This is a genomic window from Bacteriovorax stolpii (assembly GCF_002872415.1).
GTDB lineage: Bacteria > Bdellovibrionota > Bacteriovoracia > Bacteriovoracales > Bacteriovoracaceae > Bacteriovorax > Bacteriovorax stolpii.
Genome location: NZ_CP025704.1, coordinates 3758491 through 3776496, shown reverse-complemented (window position 1 = coordinate 3776496; position 18006 = coordinate 3758491). Strand labels below are relative to the sequence as shown.

Below are 18006 nucleotides of genomic sequence, written 5' to 3'. Positions count from 1 at the left end.
CTCTTATGAAAACAACTCTTGCAGTCTTTGCATTGGCACTTACTCTTTCAACTTCAGCGTTTGCTGGAGACCGTCTTGTTTATACAGTGAAAGGTCATGAAGTTTTAACGCTTAAAAAAATCTCAAAAACTCGCTTCACTAAAATTTCTCAAGTGGTAACTGGACAAGCGTCTCTTGATTACATCACGGCAAAAGGAACAAAAAACCTAAGCTCACAAGAAATCAACGAAGCAAGTGAAGAGTTGGTGAGTTTAGAAGTAACAGGAAAGAATGTTGTAAGACTTATCGACATCAAAGAAAATATCAATAAAGAAATCCCAGCGACAGTGAGTACAAGTCTTTTTGGTTCAGTGAAGGCCATCACTGTAAGCGCTCAAACGATGGAAGGACTATACGCTGCCAGCATGAAAAAATCTGGTCTTGATACTCTAAGAAACCTAAGACTTTTAGGTGGAGCTATTTCAAGCTCAATCGTCTCAACAGATATGACATGTGCTGCTGACGGCGATCTTCTTATTTGCCAACAAGATCAGACGTTAACTCTTCTAGCTCAATAGTTAAAAGCTTCGTAGTGATTCGATTTTATTTTTGTAATTGTCTTTAGTCGTTTTAAAAACATAAGAGCCGGCAACCAAATTGTCGGCTCCTGCCTCAATTAGTTCCTTGGCGTTTTTGTCTGTCACACCACCATCAACTTGAATCTGGAAATGTGCTTTAAGGGATTCGCGTCTCTTTTTAAGCTCTTTGATTTTATCAAATGCACTTGGCATAAAAGACTGTCCACCAAAGCCAGGTTCAACTGACATGACTAAAACCAGATCAACTGCCTTTAGGATTTCATCACTCAGTTTATGAGTTGGAGTATTTGGCTTGATTGAAATTCCCACACTTGGGTAATTTTTTTTTAATTCTTTAATAAGTGAAAGTGAATCCATCACTGCTTCAAGGTGAAACGTGAAGTTGTGGAGACCGGCATTTTTTAAAGTTTCGCCGTGAAACTCAGGATTGGTCACCATGAAGTGAGCATCACATTTATGAGGAGATTTTTTTGCAATAAGTTCAATGATTGGGTGCCCGAAAGTCAGGTTCGGAACAAAATGTCCGTCCATGATATCGAGGTGAAACCACATGTCTTTTACACCAGAAAACGCCATAAGCTCCGGCTCAATGTTGAGGAAATCGCAGGCAAGAAGACTTGGTGAAATGATAGTCATAAACTTTTACGGATTGAGGATGATCTCTCCGCCCTTATTTTTAAGTCCGTTTAATAATTCAGTGTCACTGCAAACTTTTTTACCTTCAAGCTGCACTCTGCTTAACCTGATAGCAGATCCATCATTTAGACCAATAGACAGAAGTCCGTGATCAATTGATGTTTCACCCGGCTTTAGAGAGCGAGGAAGTTTTTCGATTTCAAAAACCTTAAGTCTTAGGTTGTTTAAAAAGCAATAGGTCCCAGGCCATGGGTCAAAGGCCTTAATTTGGTTTTTGATTTTTTTATAATCTGATTCTTTAAAGTTTAAGAATCCATCTTCTTTTTTTATTGTTGGAGCAAAACTCACTCCTGCAGGATCTTGAGGTGTGTAAACCAGTTTATCCTCTAAAACTTTTTCGATTAATGCTTTGGTACTGACAGCAGCTTTAAGTTTAAGTTTGTTGTAAAGGCTTTCTCCGGTTTCATCGTCTGTGATTGCCACTTCATCAAAATGAACGAGATCGCCTGCATCCATTTCTTTAACCATCTTTTGAATTGAAACACCTGTTGAAGTGTCGCCGTTTAAAAGAGCGTACTGAATAGGTGCAGCTCCACGGTATTTTGGAAGAATAGACGTGTGAATGTTAAAACACCCTAGTCTTGGCATGTTGAGAATGCGTGATCCTAAGAACTGAGCGAAAGCTAGAACCAGGATAAAATCCAGGTTTAGTTTTTCCAATGCTTCAAGAACTTCTGGTTCGCGGTTGATATTTTCAACCTGATAAAGAGGAATGTTGTGAGTTTTAGCAAACTCAGCAACAGGAGGAGCTTTTAATTCTTGTCCTCTTCCGGCCGGACGATCAGGCATAGTGATAACGCCGACAAGATTGATAGACGGATTATTGTACAGCTCTTCGAGTGTAGGCACTGAAAAATCAGGAGTCCCACAGTAAACGACATTTAATTTTCTAGTCATTATTTTTTCTTTTGTTTCTTTAGGAACTTTTTTTCAATTAATTGCTTCTTTAAAAAACTTAGGCGATCGATGAAAACAATTCCATCGAGGTGGTCGTTTTCGTGTTGAAGACAAACTGAAAGCAATTCATCAGCATCAAGCGATAAGTGATTGCCGTACATATCTTGGTACTCAACCGTTACAAACTCAGCACGTTTAACGTCTTCGTATACACCGGGAACACTTAAGCATCCTTCTTCGTGGATGATTTCGCCGGTTTTGTTTTTAAAAACAGGATTGATGAAAACCATTGGTTTAAAATCCGAAAGACGCCATTCTTCAGTGCCATCGGCCATTGTCACTTTATCTCTTTCAAACCAGATGTCTAAAACAAAAAAACGCAGGCTCACACCGACTTGTGGTGCTGCTAAACCAATACCTGGTGCGTGGTACATGGTGAAAAGCATGTCTTTAACCAGTGCTCTTAACTCATCATTAAATTCAGTGACAGGAGCAGCGACCTTTTTTAAAACAGGTGCAGGATATGTGAAGATAGGAAGCTTGGTTCCCTCTAATTTGTAGTTCTCTAAAAAGTTATCTTTCATTTCTATTAAATACCATAAACTAGCGCAATTTGCGATGGTAAATAAAATAGCCTGCTAAGTAGAGAACAAAGACCGATGGAACCCCAAAAGTAGCGGCTATCGCTGGGATTTTACTGGTTTGTCCAAGAGTCATAAAGTACGAGTAAATAAACCAATACAGGAAGGTGAAGGTGAGAACGAAGGCGATATTCATCCCAAAAGAGCTGTTTCGTCGGTTGGGATTAAAGAGCGCAACAGAGGCTAAAATCGCCAAAACCAGACAGGTAAAGCCTGAGGAAAATTTATCGAGGAACGTTACATAATATTCACTGTCGTTGATTCCATTCGTTCTTAGAACAAGGATGTAATCATACAGACGCCAAATATTGAGGGTAGAAATGTCAGCGTTAATCTTTTTAAAATCAGACACCGTCTCATTTAAGTCAAATTTTTTATCGTGAAAAAAGCTTGGAGCTGGAAACGTTTTGTTTTCCAGATTGGTTACATGAACGCCTTTTTCCAGCTGCCATGTTTTTCCTTCAACAAATTTCGCCGTGCCGGCACTTACTTGTTCGGCCAGTTTGAAGTTTCTGTCGTAGAAGTATAAATTTAAATCATAAATTGTATTTGTGACGCCATCAAAAGAACTATATGAAAAGAAATAGTCCTGTCCTTTAAACCAAATTTTACCAGACTTAAGAGCATTAATTGAAACGGTACTTGTCTTTGCTTTATTGGCAATGCGTGGATGTGAGTCACTTAAAAGTGACTGCTGATGTTTTGTATAGGGGACTAGGTAGCCGTTGATAAGAAAAAGAATAAGACCAATCATTGCACCGATAATTCCTACACAAAGAACAAATTGTCTGCGAGAAAAACCACTGGCAAAAATGGCCGTCAATTCGTTGCGGCTTTTAAGCTTATTGATAGAAAACAGGGAGGCAACCAGGCAAGAGACTGGAAAAATTTTAATAAGAAACGATGGCATCTCCAGAGCTAAATCTAGCAGAATTGAGCGCAGTTCGTTTGTTGCCTTTAAAAGACCCGTCAGGATATGTCCAAGAGACAAGACCATGGCCAGGATAAAAACAGCGCCTAAAAAAAATGTCAGCCATTCTTTAAGAATGAGTTTTCTGATTGTAAACATGGGGTCTGATTAAAAACACAAAAGTTGATAATAAGGGACGCGCGATAAAAGTATTAAAAGCAAACTTTAGGACTGGTTTCTGACTTAAAAAATCTACCAGGCGAGGTGAGTGTGTATAATAAAAGTCGATAAAATCCAATCCCAGTTCATGCTTAGCGATCTTCAACTTGAAGTGCCTTAAGACTTCAGTTTTTTCGTGCTCAAATCCAAAACACATCGTGGCCACATAACATCTCTTCGCACTGATTTGAATCTTGTGGTAAGCGGCCTCAAAGGCCTTAGGGTTGTGGGCCTGCTTTTTATTGTTAAACTTGCGGATGATTTGAGCGTTTACGTGTTGGTATTTAAAACCAATTGAGAACTTCATAAACTGTTCTAAACAGCGCAGACAATCTCTTTGCAGGTTGGGGCTGCGGTCGTAGGCCTTGGCCAAATCCCAATAGGCGTGACTGATTAACAGCAGCTCCGTCATGTCTTTTTCAGCATCAAAGAGCGAAGGAGTTAAACGGTCTTCGGTTGTATCGAAATAGAGAGCGAGAATACCGAGGTATTTGTTATAAGAATCCACGGCCTGGGCCATGCGGTCTTCTTTGACAAAAACTTGAGCGCGCTTGAGGTGAGTCAGTCGGGTGCGATAAAGCTCCACAACCTGCTCGCGCTTTTTCTCGTCCTTGAGGTCTTTTGCGTCAGCTTTTTTCTTTGCCAAGTTACACCTATTTTAGAATCTTAACGATGCAGCGAAAGACATCTCTTTTACTTTAGATTCTGTTCTGTTGATAGTCGTGTCTGCATCTTGTGTCGTATTTTTCAGAGCGAACTCAAGAGCAAGTCTTGGTTGAATCCATGCCAATCCAAAACCATTTCCTTTTTCGTCGTGTTCTTTATCTTTGAAAGCACCAAAACGCAGGTAGAAATCATCAAGCACGCGCACCTGAACACTTCCGCGGTAAAGAAGTGACTCAGAGATTTCTTCAGCCGTGTAGTTTGCACCGAAATCAAGACCGATAGTAATGTAGTCAACAAAAACATGTTGTGCACCAACGATGGCCTTTGTTGCCTGGCCTTTTGATTTAAAAGCATCGTAAACAACAACACCAACTGAGCTTTGTGTATCTATTGAGTGAGTCACACCAAAAACAGATTGATAGTAATCAATTTTTTTATTTGTAAGAGTGTTTTCATCTTTGGTTTTCCTCATACTGAAACCAAAAGCTGAGCCTGGATTTAATGGTGCACTCGCACTAGCTCCCCAGCGGCTTCTTTTTATTGCGCCTTCTTCCTGGTGAACGTAGCTGACTGTTCCACTTAGAGAAGCATTGCCATCAGCTAAAACAACACCTGTTGATTTTGGCTTTTGAACAATATTTCCTTTATCATCCTTTAACTGCAGCATGTCTCTTTGAAAATAAACACTGCCATTGTTGAAGAAAGATAAACTAGCAGGGTTTAAGAATGCCGCTTCTTCGGCAAGAATACTGGAAACACCAGTACCAGCAGTTGATTTTAGATGTGTCGTCTCAAATTCATGTATTCTTGCATGCGCAAAATTTGACATGAGTAGTGTGCTGACGAGGAAAAAAGATTTTTTGATTTGATTGCGAATATTAGTAAATCCTTTTAAAATTAATAACAGCTTTCAAAAGGAAATTATAATGAAGATTAGACGTGCCGTCATCCCTGTTGCCGGAAAAGGGACAAGATTTTTACCAGCCACTAAAGAAGTTCCAAAGGAAATGATTCCCATTATCAACCTTCCAATGATTCACTACGTAGTAGAAGAAGCAATTTTGTCAGGTATTGAGCAGGTTGTTTTCATTACTTCATCAGGTAAAAATGCGATTGAGGATTATTTCGACCGCAAATTTGAATTGGAAGATTTTCTCATCAAAAATGGAAAACTAAAAGAGCTCGAGCTCGTTCAACAAATTGGAAAAATGGTTGAAGTGACTTCAATCCGTCAGAAAGAACAATTGGGACTAGGTCACGCTGTTCTTTGTGCAAAAGATATCGTTGGAAATGAGCCATTCGCAGTTATCCTTGGAGATGAGATTGTTCGCGGGCCAAACCCGGTTACAAAACAATTGATCGATGTTTCGACAAAAAACAATAATGCCAATGTGATTGGAGTTATGGAAATCGATCCTCAGGAAACTTATAAATACGGTATCGTTAAAGGGAATTTTACTGACGCTCAGAAAAAAACAATGCGCATGACGACGATGGTGGAAAAACCAAAGCCGGCCGATGCACCCTCAAACCTGGCAACACCAGGGCGATATGTTTTTAGACCGGAAATTTTCGACGCACTAAAAGTGATCCCAAAAGGAGTTGGTGGAGAATACCAATTAACAGATGCGATCAACTTGTTGGCAAAAGAAGGTGAAGTTTACGCTCACATTTTTGAGGGCGCGAGATTTGATACAGGAAATATCGAAGGGTACTTAAACGCAACGATTGAATTCGCTCTAATGAATAAAGATTCAGAAGAGATGATGAGACGTCTTATTAAAGAAAAAGTACAAAAATACAACATCAGATAGGATTAACGATGAAGAGATTATTTCAGGCCTTAATGATTCTTTCGTTTGCTTTTACCGTGCAAGCTTCTGTTCCAACAGAAGAAGGATTGTTAAAGAACTTAAACAATGCAGACCTGCCAGGACAGTACGTAACCGTTAAGATGATGGTTCAGTCACTGAATGAGCCGGATAAAATGGACTATGTTAAGCTGCAATTGTCTCTGGATAATCCCAATACTATCGGCATGCTTCAGACAGTTTATTCAAACGGACAGATGCTTAATTCGCAAATTAAGAGCGTGAAGTATATCCCGGATCTTTTAACTCAAATCAGAAGAGAGAAAGCGCCAGAAAAAAGTATGTTCTATGGTGTGCTGATGATGCTGACGACGAACCGCTCTCAAGGTGTTGAAGCTTTCCTGGAAAAAAATGGAGTGAGCATTGTAAAAAACAAAACTCTTTTAAATGAAGATAAGATGAAGCTTCTTCGCGCTTACCGCACTCACTTAGTTAACAGCAAAGGAAGAGGTGATGCCGGTTCTCCATTGAATCCGGAAGACCCAAAAACAAAAGAAAAAGTTCTGGAGCTTTTCAGATCGAATACTTTTAAGCGCGCCCGCAATATTGAACTCGTTAAAAAAGATAACGAGTTTATGTGGAAAGTGGACTGGAAGTCAGCTCAGGGTTATTTCTCAAACGAAGAAAGACAATTTAGGGCCATGGACTATGGAACAGCTGACGCTCAAATTAAATTAGAAGCAAGTAACTATCTTCTTTTTAACGGAACAAATGAACTTCCTAAATTTATGAACATGAAAGACAGCACAGGTGGATTATACAAAATCCAAACACTGGGTCTCGATGTTAAAAAAGCTGATAAGCGCCTGGCCGATAGCTATGAAGAAATGAAAAAAGCTCCGGGACAAGCAGACCCTGGCTATTCATTTCTATTTTAAGAATGGAAAAAACTCTCTTTCTTGTTGCGGTTAATACGCCTTTTAATGGCTCTATGCTGACGTATAGTGCGGGGGGAGAACTCGCTCAAAAAATCACTAAAGGAACCTTAGTTAAAGTTCCCTTGGGAAAAGGCAAGAGATCAGTTGATGGCTGCGTCTGGCAGCAAGTCTCAGAACAAAACATCGACCTGGAAAAAATTAAAGACATTACTGAAGCAAGCGATGAGCTAACTCTTTCTAAAGAAGAGTGTGACCTCTTTCAATGGATGGCCAGTTATTATCATTATCCATTAGGGCAGCTGATTTTTGATGTTTTACCACCTTTTTTAAAGCGACCACGCAAGCTCAACTATGATCAAGGAAAGGGAGAAGAGTCTCCATTTGTTTTAAGTCCAGATCAACAAAATGTTGTCGCAAAAATCGCAGAAGCAGGCTTTGATAAATTCACAAAGTCATTAGTTCATGGGGTGACTGGCGCCGGAAAGACCTTGATCTATCTGGAGCTGATTCAAAAGATCATCAAAGAAAAAAAGTCAGTTCTTTTTCTTCTTCCAGAAATTAACCTTACACCGCAGTTTTTAAAAACATTTGAAACCTATTTAAATGTACCGATCTATTCGTACAACAGTGCCATCAGCAATTCAGATAAATTTGGATTGTGGAAACTTCTTCAGGAAGACTCTTCACCTAAATTAATTCTCGGCGTGCGCAGCAGTGTCTTTTTGCCGATTAAAAACCTGGGTCTGATCATTGTCGATGAAGAGCACGATCAATCTTTTAAACAAGATGACCGCTGTACATATAACGCCCGAGATATTGCGATTAAAAGAGCTTCGCTCTTAAAAATTCCGGTTATTCTTGGTTCCGCAACACCAATGGTGGAAACCTATAAGGCCTTTGTCGGAACAACTCACTACTTCCCACTGACTAAAAGAGCACAGGAAGCAAAACTTCCTGAGGTAGAGTTGGTTGATATGCGCGGAAGAGCGCGAGTTGAAGCTGAAAAGATGCTTTGGCCTTATAGCAGCGAAAGTGTATTTAAGATAAGAAAGGCACTTGAAAAAGGTGAGCAGGTTCTTGTCTTCATCAACCGCCTGGGGTACGCCAGTTATTTGCAATGCAATTCTTGCGGCCATCAATTTGCCTGCCCTAATTGCAGTACCAATTTAAAATATTTCAAAAAACGCAGCGAGCTTGTTTGCCAGACCTGCGAGTATAAGTCACCTGCCCCAGAAATGTGTCCAGAGTGCATGAACATTCAACTAACACCTAAAGGGTTTGGAACAGAAAAGGCCCACGACACTTTACAGGAACTTTTTCCAGATAGAGTCGTTGAGCGTTTTGACCGTGATGAAATTAAAACATTTGGAAAATTAGAAGAGACGTTGGATCTATTTCACCAAAAGAAAATTGATATCCTGGTCGGAACCCAGATGCTTTCAAAGGGACATAACTTTGAAAACGTAAACCTGGTTATTATCTTGGGAATTGACTCTCAATTAAATTTTCCAGATTTCAGAAGTAATGAAAGAGTTTATCAAACGCTTACTCAGGTAAGTGGTAGAGCTGGACGCTTTGGAAAAAAGGCCGAAGTTCTTGTTCATACCCTGGCCCCGGAAAATAAAATCTTTTCTTATTTAAAGAACCATTCATTTGATGACTTCTATAAGGATGAGATTCCGTTAAGGGAAATGTGTTCATCACCTCCGGTGAAGAAAATCATCCTCCTTTATATCAACGGAAAACATCAGGCCGAAGTTATAAAGGAAAGCAGCACCCAGGCAGAGAGATTGTCTGAGCTTGCGCACACTCACTTTAATAAGGTAGACGTTTTGGGGCCGAGACCTTCAATGATAGAGAAAAAGGTGAACAAGTTTACTTGGTCTTTACTCCTTAGAAGTGATGATATCAATCAACTCCATAACTTATTGAATACTTTCCTTAAAAACTACCGCCCCCCTCATACTATCTCGTTGAAAATAGACGTAGATCCTTATTATTTTGATTAAGTATTAAAGAAAATCTCAATTTTCTCCGTAAAGACGATGAGAACTTGATATAGGCCCATCTTCCTAAAAGGAATTGCGTATGAAATTGAATAAAAAAATCTTGGCGATTAACTTGTTGGCAAGCCTTCTGATGACAGAAAGTGCTTTCGCAAGAATTCAAGGGGTGAGAACACCAAGTACGGGTGAATCTAAGCCTTCGAATGGAGCCGCGACAAGAAATTCTTCATCTAATACGGTGAAAAAATCAGAAGCAACTAAAGAAGAGGTCATTACTAGCCAGGCCAATTCAATGGCTTCATGTGATGGGGATCAAGATAAAGAAAAATATTATCCATTAGAGTTGTTCCAGCAGCTGACACGCGATGGGGACAGCATCAATATTGAACAAAGGGCCGGCAATAAAATTGTCGTGAGGATTCCTCCGATTATTAATGTCTGCGGTAATTTTCTTCCAGAGCTTAGACAGGACAAAGATTCAAAGAACGTTACAGTTCTAATGAGACTTGTAAAAAGAGATGAGAGTGGAAAAGATGTCGATCAGACATATGCACAATTTGAAGAGTGTCTTTCTAGTTATAAACTAAAAGGGAAAGACGGAGTTGAGTCGCCAATTCTAGTTGATGGCCAGCTTAAGCACGATGATATTCCTGGAAAACTATATTCAGAAAACATCTACTCGATGGATTATGAATTTGATAAAAAAGCAGACGTTAAAAAATCTGTAACTTTAACTTTTGGTTACCCAAAAGCATACAATGATCCAAGAAATGGATACAAGCCTCTTTTTGGAATTGAAGACAGAGTTAAAGGAAGTGTACCTGGTGAATCATGTATGCTTGCTGAAAAAATTGCAGATGACTCTACATTCATCAATAAAGGACAAGATGTATTGATTGAAGAAATCAATGCAATTTGTAAGTCTGGTGATGCTCAAAAAATCGCAGAAGCAAGAAGATCTCTTGGTAATGCTGATGCACTTAAAGATATCGCTGATAAAATCAAAGCTGAAATGGATGCTGGATACCTGAATGCGGTTAAAGCGGACGTTGCTAGAATTGATGGTGAGTTAAAGAAAATCGAAGAGAAGCTTAATAAGCAAAGAGATACAATGGATGAAGCGACAGCGAAAAAAGAAATCGCTAAGTACGCTGATCTGGTAAAAGAACTTGATAACAAGTTCCTTAACCCGGCAATCTATCGTGTTGATACTTTAATGCAAAAGCGTGCAGGTCTTGAAGATGGTGCACCAGAAATGAAAGCTATTGATGATGAAATCAAAAAGCTTAACGAAGAAATTGGACAATTCTCTAAGAGAAACCCAACTTCCTTTGCAAGTGTATACTCTGTAATGGAAAAATACGCGATTAACGACGCTGCTAAAACAGTGGAAGATATTCGTCTTAAGTCATACCTATACTCAAAAGTATATGCAGGACCAACAGATGAAAAACGTGGAAAACCATTAACTTTTGAAGCAGCTAACAAACAACAAGTTGAGAAGCTTCAACGTTTTGATAAAACTCTTAATGACTGGACAGACCAATACCTTGTTGGACAAGGGAATATGTACCCAATCAAGAAAACAGAAAATGAGCGTCAAGCGGCCATTGATCGTATGAACTCTCGTTACGCTGCTTTTGAAAAGAAGGAATACCAAGACTACAACAGCTACTGTGCGGTTGGGATGCTTGGAAGTGTAAAGAACCCGGTTAAGTGTAAGGAGTTCGTAAGCGGAAGAGATAAGCGTATGTCTGCTGAGCTTAAGAGACGTGAGAAAGACCTTTATTACATCAAAGGTAGAAATGATAAATTAACGAAGATGGGTACAAACTATAACGAGTACCAAAGAAAAGTGGCCTCAAGAGAAGAGGCGGAAGCAGATATGTATGAACCATACGGTTCATCATATACAAGCTACGAAGACAACTTCGCTGATAGATACCCAGGGTACTATGGGCCAACAACATCTACAGCATACGATGCTTCTATGTATAACATGGGTGGGCAGAGTGCTGCGATGATGATGGGTCAACAGCAACAACAGATGTATTACCCTCAACAGCAGTCACAGATGATGTATGGGCAGCAACAAGGTTACCAATACCAGATGCCGCAAATGAATCAGATGGGGGGACAACAGATGGGTGCTTGGCCATCAATCTAAGAAAAATTAAAATTGAAACAAAAAGGCCCTCTTTCGAGGGCCTTTTTTATTTTAGAAAGTAACTGAAGTATTGATTTGAAGAAGAAGCGAGTTTTTAGTTTCGTTCTTAACTGTTGTATCGTTCGTGTAGCTGAAATAGTCCCCAGTGACCAGGTAACCAAGACCAGCACCGATAGAGATTTCATTGTTCCACTTGTAAGTCGCGTTTACGTCAATTTCAGTTCCAAGGTCATCAGACTGAGTTGTCACAGCATTAAACATTTTGTTTTTTGTGTGATTGTAAGCAGCTTTCCCAGCTTCAGCTGTTTCAAGAGCTTTAGCGTAGATAACTGCAGTATCAAACGTCCACTTCTCAGTGCTGTAGCTTGATTTCAGTTTGAAGTACATTGTGTTTGTAATATATGAATCGTAAACACTTGCATTGCTTGAATCTCCAATTGCATTTAGGTTGTAACGGAAAAGAATGTTAGCAACCTGGTAGTTTGGATTTAAGAAAAGAGCGCCGAATTTGCTTCTGCTTCCATCTTGTCCATTAACACGTCCACCATTGAATCCGAAATTCCATGAGTCGCTTGATTTGTAGTTTGCTTCAACAAGGATTGCTTTTGTTGAGTAGCTTGTCACTGTATTGTCAGCGTTTGTTTTTCCTAAGTCACCTGAGATAAGTGGAACTTCAACCGCTACGTCAAATTTACCCCAAACTTTCTTAAGGTAGATGTCTGTGATCTTAACGTCAGTTTCTCCAACTTGCTTGTTCGTTGCAGTTGGATCAATTGATGTTGAGAAGTGAGTGTTGTTTGCACTGCTTGATTTAACTGTGTAAAGAAGACCGAAAGCAATATCTCTTTCCGGGTTATCGTAAAGAAGACCAGCTCCTAATTCTTTTGAGTTTGTAGCATCAGTTAAGCCGTTGTTAGAAACTTTTGACCAGAATGGATTCACGTAGAAGTTTCCGATTTTAAGTTTCATCGTAATCCCATCGCGTGAAGAAGCGTGGCGATCCCATGCATCTGAGCCGTCGTTATAGATTGCTCCAAGACCCCAGTTATAAGTGTGGCGACCAATCATGTATGTCGCAGTATCTGAGTAAAGTTCAAGGTAAGCTTTCTTGATATTAACTGATGAGCCCTTAGCTTCATTGTGGTAATAAACAGGAACTGTGTTATCACCGGCCTTATCTGTTTGAGCAGAGTCACCAAGGAATCCACCACTAGCATAACCAGTTGTCAGTTCCGCTTTAAACGTAGCTGCGTCATTGATGATCATCGTTGGAGCAAGCTTTAAAATATAGCTTTGCCAAGAAGCCGAAGATTTATCACCTGTATCAAGTGCAACTTCTTGTGAACCGTTGTTGGTTGCTGTGCGAGCAGTTTTTCCATCGATTCTACGGAAGCTTGAAAGAAGAGTTGAGTCCACGCCGAAAGAGCCGTGCCAGTCGATAGGAAGAGCAAATGATGTCGCTGGAATAACCGCAAGAGAAGCGATGGCCAGGAATCTGTTCAAAGACATAGTCATGAAATACTCCAAAAAAGAGGTCAATTAACATTGGAAAGTTTTATCAAAATACTATATGAAATGGGACTGGTTAAGTCAAAATGAGAAACACAAGAATTATGACTGGATTATCCCTGTATTTGTGAGATTATAGATAAGATGAAGCAATGGGCAATTCGCATATTTATCTTCCTGCTGGCACTCCTGGTTCTAGTAACTATTGGCGTGTACATTTTTGTTAAGACAACGCTTAACGAGACATCAATCGCTCTTTTGGAAGATAAAATTTTAAAAAGCTACGATCCTTACATCACTTCCTATCCGCTAGTGACTCTTGAAGAAGGCTCTCTGGTTAAAAGAGACGAACTTCAACGCTTTTATCTTTTTACCGCAGAAAAAAATAGTTTTGATGATTTTATGGCCCGCTCGCGCGAAAGTGGTGCGATCACCGATCTAAAGGCCATCCCAGGCCTGCTACAAATCAATCATGATGTCTCTTTTAAAAACCTGATGAGCAACGATTGTGTTGAAATCTATTGTTACCAACATTACCTGCCATTTGAATACATACCTTCAATCTTCTGGAAAGGTCTCATCGGTGTAGAAGATCAACGCTACCTTGATCACTTTGGTGTTGATCTAAAATCTTTATTCCGTGCTTTCGTGACCAACTTAAAAACTATGCGCTATACGCAGGGTGGATCGACTATCTCTCAACAGTTGGTAAAAAACTTATTTTTTACCAATGAAAAAACGTTTACTAGAAAATTAAAAGAAATGGTTGTTTCAATTTATATCGAAACAAAATTTCCTAAAGAAAAAATCCTGGAAGCTTACTTGAACGAAGTTCATTGGGGTGCTCTTCAGGGAATCAAAATGAAAGGGGTTCTTTCCGCTTCACTTTTTTACTTCGGTAAAAAACCTGCCGACATCACTCCATTTGAAGGTGCAATCCTGATCGGCCTTTTAAAAGGCCCGGGTTATTTTCACCCTCTTAAAAAGCTAGAAAGACTTCAAGAGAGAGCTGACGTCGTTTATAAAAAACTCGTTCAGGAAAACTTTGTTCCCAATGATCCAAGTTTAATCTGGAAACAAGCGGACTGGGATAATTGGACCGCTCGTCTGAAAAAACTGGAGACTGCTCGTTATCACCAGTCGATCTGGAGAACATTAAACGACCAGGAGCCAACGCTTTCGGAGTATGAAAAATTTGTACTCATCCAGAAAGTGGCCGATGTAAAAAGTAAAATCAATGAACGTTTTAACGACAAATTCAACACTGTTGATATCTCGGTAAAAGTTATGCTTGGACCACTGAGTTCTGATTCTTGGTACAGCTATTACAACCGTGTAGAAAGAAATAAAGAGAAGGCACTTTCAAAAGAAAGACACCAGGTCGGAAGTACGATTAAACCTATCATCTACAGTGTTTTTGAAGATCTTGGACGCAGAATGGATGAATGGGTTGTGACAGATCCAATCACTCTTCAGTTAAAATCCGGCCCGTGGACTCCAAGAGAGGCCCATCGGAATCTTCCAGCGCAGGTGACTTATACTGATGCGCTTTTAAAGTCGCTTAACCGTCCTGTGATTAGAATTGCCAGCGAACTAGGATTTCCTCAGGTAGAAGAAAAGCTAAAACCGTACTTCCCTGAGCTGAAGACCCCACTTGATCAGTACCCATCAGAGCTTCTAGGAAGTATGGAGCTGAGCATGAGTGAGCTTAGAGATGTCTATGCGAACTTTATTAAAACAGAATGCGGCAAAATAAAAAACAGTGAGCGTTTCATGGATCAATCGGTGCTTCAGCTTCTGTCTGACCCGAACCAGACGACAGTTGAGCGCGCGGTAGATGTTGTTATGCAAAAGCTTAGGTTTTTCGGTAAAACCGGGACCACAAACAATGGTTATGACAACTGGTACGTGGCCTTCGATGGTAAGAATATCACCCTCATCTGGGTTGGATATGAAGGCGAGCGCAAAACAAAATCACTGGGATTATACGGCGCAACTACCGCCTTTGATGTCTTCCAGAATTACTACCGCGATAGAGGCAAGCGCTTCCAGCAATTTGGTTGTGAGCTGGTTCCAAACTAGGCCCTTTTTTTAAGGACATGCTTGCAAAAAAGCGTCTCACCGTTTATATTGAATTCACAAAAGATTGGGGTGTCGACAAGTGGTAAGTCAGCAGATTTTGATTCTGCCATGCCAAGGTTCGAATCCTTGCACCCCAACCATTTTGTAAAATCAGTCCCACATTTATATTAGAGAGGATCTTGTGAAACGAATTGTCTTAGTTTCTGGTTCTTCAAATCCAAGTCTTGCCAATCAAATATCAGATTTTTTAGATGTGCCGCTGGTTAATCCCCAATTAGTTCGTTTTGCTAATGGTGAAATTTTCTGTGAAATTGAAAAGCACGTTCGTGGTGCTGATGTTTTTGTTGTTCAGTCAACAAGTGCACCAGTTAACGATAACCTGATGGAGCTTTTGATTATGATCGATGCTCTTAAAAGAGCTTCGGCTTCATCAATCACGGCAGTGATTCCTTTCTACGGATACGCCAGACAAGATAGAAAAGCTTCACCAAGAACTCCGATATCAGCAAAACTTGTTGCTGATATCGTAACGGTGGCCGGAGCAACGAGAGTCGTGACAATGGACCTGCATGCAGGCCAGATTCAGGGATTCTTCAATATTCCATTCGATAACATTTACGCTTCACCTGTAATCTTAAACTATATCAAGAAAGAAATTTTCACTGAAAACTCAGTGTTTGTTTCTCCTGATGCAGGTGGTGTTGAGCGCGTTCGTTTCTACGCTAAGAAATTAAACTCAGATATTGCCATGATTGATAAACGTAGAACTGGTAAAAACATCGCTGAAGCGATGAACGTTATCGGTAACGTTAATGGCAAAGAATGTATTATCATCGACGATATGATCGATACGGCTGGAACACTAGTTGAGGCCTGCAAAGCTCTGAAGAAAAACGGAGCGACTAAGGTTTATGCTTGTGCGACTCACCCGGTATTCTCTGATCCAGCGATCAAGAGAATTTCTGAGTGTGCTGAACTCGATAGAGTGATTGTCACAGATACTATCCAGTTAACTGACGCTGCTAAAAAATGCGATAAGATCAAAGTTTTATCGACAGCAGAACTTCTAGCGAAAGCTATCCACAGAACATTCAACAACGATTCTGTCAGCTCACTGTTTATTTAGGTGAGGAATTGATGGACCGTTTGATTGTTGGGCTGGGAAACCCCGGAATAAAATATCATTACACTCGCCACAACATTGGCTGGGATGTTTTTGAAGAGCTAAGTTTCGCGGGCAATCTGAAATGGACAGACAAGTTTAAGGGCCAGTACGCTGTTTACCAAAACGGTGATGAGAAGATCTATTTCTTAAAACCCCAGACTTTTATGAACCTTTCAGGTGAGAGTGTTCAGCCTTTGATGAACTTCTTCAAGATTCCAGTAGAGAACATTCTGGTTGTTCACGATGAGCTGGATTTACCGTTTGGAACAATTGCTTTTAAAAAAGGCGGTGGTCTTGCCGGTCATAATGGCTTGAAATCTATTGCAGGACTCTTAGGGACGCAGGAATTCAGACGCGTGCGCGTAGGGATTGGCCGCCCGGTTCATGGCGATGTTTCCAATTGGGTTCTCTCAGGGTATACCGGAGAGGATAAAGACTTTTTTAGACCTTTTTTAAAAGGGAGTGCCCAAGCGCTTGAAGAATATATCAAACTTGGTTTTGATAAAGCAGCGACGGCCTATAGTAAGAAAAAAATTGTTTAAATAAATAGAGGAATTTTTATGGGATTAAATTGTGGAATTGTAGGTCTTCCAAACGTTGGTAAATCGACAATCTTCTCTGCTATCACTTCAGCTCCAGCAGAAGCTGCTAACTATCCATTTTGTACGATTGAACCAAACGTAGGTATCGTAGCGATGCACGACCCACGCATGAAGGCCATCGGGGACATCATCGGGCCAGAAAAAATGGTTTATACGACAGTTGAGTTCGTAGACATCGCAGGTCTGGTTAAAGGAGCTTCAAAAGGTGAAGGTCTTGGAAACCAATTCTTAGGACACATCAGAGCGGTAGACGGAATTGTTCACGTTGTTCGTTGTTTTGATGATGGAGACATTATCCACGTTCACGGAAAAGTTAACCCAAAAGACGATATTGAAACAATCAACCTTGAGTTAGCTTTTGCTGACCTGGAAGTTGTTGAGAAAAAACTGGCGAACATCCCAAAACTTTTAAAGTCACAAAATAAAGACGTTTTAACGTCGGCAAAAATCCAACTTCCAATCCTTGAGAATTTAAAAACTCAATTAGAAGCTGGAGTTGCAGCTAGAAACGTTGAAATGTCTGATGAAGACAGAGAAGCAATCAAAGATCTTAACCTGATCACGGGTAAGAAAGTTATTTACCTTTGTAACGTAGACGAAGAAGGTCTTTCAAAAGACAACGATTACGTAACAGCCGTAAAAGCATACGCCAAAGCAGAAAATTCTGAAGTGATGGTTCTTTGTGGAAAACTAGAATCAGAAATCGCAGCTCTTGAAACACTTGAAGAGAAGAAAGAGTTCCTTGAAGCAGCAGGAATTACAGAGTCTGGTTTAGATAAGCTTACTCGTGCCGCTTACAACATGCTTGGTCTTAAGACTTACTTTACAGCAGGAGTTAAGGAAGTTCGCGCATGGACTTTCCACGATGGTTACAAAGCGCCTCAGTGTGCTGGTGTTATCCACTCTGATTTCGAGCGCGGATTCATTAAGGCAGAAGTTTTCCACTTTGATGACCTGATCAAATACGGATCAGAAGCAAAGGTTAAAGAAGCTGGAAAGTTTAGAGTTGAAGGTAAAGAATACGTCGTTAAAGATGGCGATATCATGCACTTCAGATTCAACGTCTAGTTAAACACATGCCCAGAAAAATCCTCCTCTTCGTTCCCGGTTACTACGGGT

At 40.2% G+C, this 18006-nt stretch carries 16 protein-coding genes and 1 tRNA gene; 10 read left to right on the top strand and 7 right to left on the bottom strand.

Annotated elements, in window-relative coordinates; genetic code table 11:
- The first annotated feature begins 5 nt into the window (after positions 1 to 5).
- Positions 6 to 557 carry a hypothetical protein gene (locus C0V70_RS18750; RefSeq protein WP_102245395.1) on the top strand — a complete coding sequence of 184 codons (552 nt, stop codon included), beginning with the start codon at positions 6 to 8 and terminating at the stop codon, positions 555 to 557.
- On the opposite strand, the gene rpe is transcribed toward C0V70_RS18750, so the two are convergent.
- Genes rpe through C0V70_RS18720 form a run of 6 tightly spaced genes read right to left on the bottom strand, consistent with a single transcriptional unit; the run spans position 558 to position 5436 of the window.
- Positions 558 to 1214, bottom strand: coding sequence for a ribulose-phosphate 3-epimerase (gene rpe / locus C0V70_RS18745; protein ID WP_102245394.1), 657 nt, complete (start codon positions 1212 to 1214; stop codon positions 558 to 560).
- 6 nt (positions 1215 to 1220) lie between these two features.
- Positions 1221 to 2171 carry a methionyl-tRNA formyltransferase gene (gene fmt / locus C0V70_RS18740; RefSeq protein ID WP_102245393.1) on the bottom strand — a complete coding sequence of 317 codons (951 nt, stop codon included), beginning with the start codon at positions 2169 to 2171 and terminating at the stop codon, positions 1221 to 1223.
- Positions 2171 to 2755, bottom strand: a complete 585-nt coding sequence (gene def / locus C0V70_RS18735) for a peptide deformylase (RefSeq protein WP_102245392.1) — start codon at positions 2753 to 2755, stop codon at positions 2171 to 2173. Before def ends, fmt begins: the two co-directional genes overlap by 1 nt.
- A gap of 19 nt (positions 2756 to 2774) precedes the next feature.
- Positions 2775 to 3881 (bottom strand): LptF/LptG family permease, encoded by a 1107-nt coding sequence (locus tag C0V70_RS18730; protein ID WP_102245391.1) that lies wholly within the window; start codon positions 3879 to 3881, stop codon positions 2775 to 2777.
- Positions 3853 to 4587, bottom strand: a complete 735-nt coding sequence (locus tag C0V70_RS18725) for a CFI-box extended C-terminal domain-containing protein (protein ID WP_102245390.1) — start codon at positions 4585 to 4587, stop codon at positions 3853 to 3855. Before C0V70_RS18725 ends, C0V70_RS18730 begins: the two co-directional genes overlap by 29 nt.
- Before the next feature lie 12 nt (positions 4588 to 4599).
- Positions 4600 to 5436 carry a hypothetical protein gene (locus tag C0V70_RS18720; RefSeq protein WP_102245389.1) on the bottom strand — a complete coding sequence of 279 codons (837 nt, stop codon included), beginning with the start codon at positions 5434 to 5436 and terminating at the stop codon, positions 4600 to 4602.
- 97 nt (positions 5437 to 5533) lie between these two features.
- Here C0V70_RS18720 and galU point away from each other — a divergent pair, with 97 nt between their 5' ends.
- The 4 genes from galU to C0V70_RS18700 all read left to right on the top strand — a co-directional run bounded on the left by galU (position 5534) and on the right by C0V70_RS18700 (position 11529).
- Positions 5534 to 6421: a UTP--glucose-1-phosphate uridylyltransferase GalU gene (gene galU, locus C0V70_RS18715; RefSeq protein WP_102245388.1), complete on the top strand. Its 888-nt coding sequence runs from the start codon at positions 5534 to 5536 to the stop codon at positions 6419 to 6421.
- Positions 6422 to 6429: 8 nt separating this feature from the next.
- Positions 6430 to 7356 carry a hypothetical protein gene (locus C0V70_RS18710; protein ID WP_102245387.1) on the top strand — a complete coding sequence of 309 codons (927 nt, stop codon included), beginning with the start codon at positions 6430 to 6432 and terminating at the stop codon, positions 7354 to 7356.
- Positions 7357 to 7358: 2 nt separating this feature from the next.
- Positions 7359 to 9365, top strand: coding sequence for a replication restart helicase PriA (gene priA, locus C0V70_RS18705; RefSeq protein WP_102245386.1), 2007 nt, complete (start codon positions 7359 to 7361; stop codon positions 9363 to 9365).
- Between the two features lie 79 nt (positions 9366 to 9444).
- A complete protein-coding gene (locus tag C0V70_RS18700) occupies positions 9445 to 11529 on the top strand; it encodes an OmpH family outer membrane protein (protein ID WP_102245385.1) in 2085 nt (694 codons plus the stop codon).
- Between the two features lie 51 nt (positions 11530 to 11580).
- On the opposite strand, the gene C0V70_RS18695 is transcribed toward C0V70_RS18700, so the two are convergent.
- On the bottom strand, positions 11581 to 13044 hold the full coding sequence (locus C0V70_RS18695) for a hypothetical protein (protein WP_102245384.1): 1464 nt from the start codon (positions 13042 to 13044) through the stop codon (positions 11581 to 11583).
- 138 nt (positions 13045 to 13182) lie between these two features.
- Here C0V70_RS18695 and C0V70_RS18690 point away from each other — a divergent pair, with 138 nt between their 5' ends.
- The 5 genes from C0V70_RS18690 (at position 13183) to ychF (ending at position 17955) form a co-directional block, all read left to right on the top strand.
- On the top strand, positions 13183 to 15120 hold the full coding sequence (locus tag C0V70_RS18690; RefSeq protein WP_102245383.1) for a transglycosylase domain-containing protein: 1938 nt from the start codon (positions 13183 to 13185) through the stop codon (positions 15118 to 15120).
- Between the two features lie 65 nt (positions 15121 to 15185).
- A tRNA-Gln gene (locus C0V70_RS18685) sits at positions 15186 to 15260 on the top strand.
- A 41-nt stretch (positions 15261 to 15301) separates the two neighbouring features.
- Positions 15302 to 16246 (top strand): ribose-phosphate diphosphokinase, encoded by a 945-nt coding sequence (locus tag C0V70_RS18680; RefSeq protein ID WP_102245382.1) that lies wholly within the window; start codon positions 15302 to 15304, stop codon positions 16244 to 16246.
- A gap of 11 nt (positions 16247 to 16257) precedes the next feature.
- Positions 16258 to 16827: an aminoacyl-tRNA hydrolase gene (gene pth, locus C0V70_RS18675; protein WP_102245381.1), complete on the top strand. Its 570-nt coding sequence runs from the start codon at positions 16258 to 16260 to the stop codon at positions 16825 to 16827.
- An 18-nt stretch (positions 16828 to 16845) separates the two neighbouring features.
- A complete protein-coding gene (gene ychF / locus C0V70_RS18670) occupies positions 16846 to 17955 on the top strand; it encodes a redox-regulated ATPase YchF (protein WP_102245380.1) in 1110 nt (369 codons plus the stop codon).
- Positions 17956 to 18006: the final 51 nt, after the last annotated feature.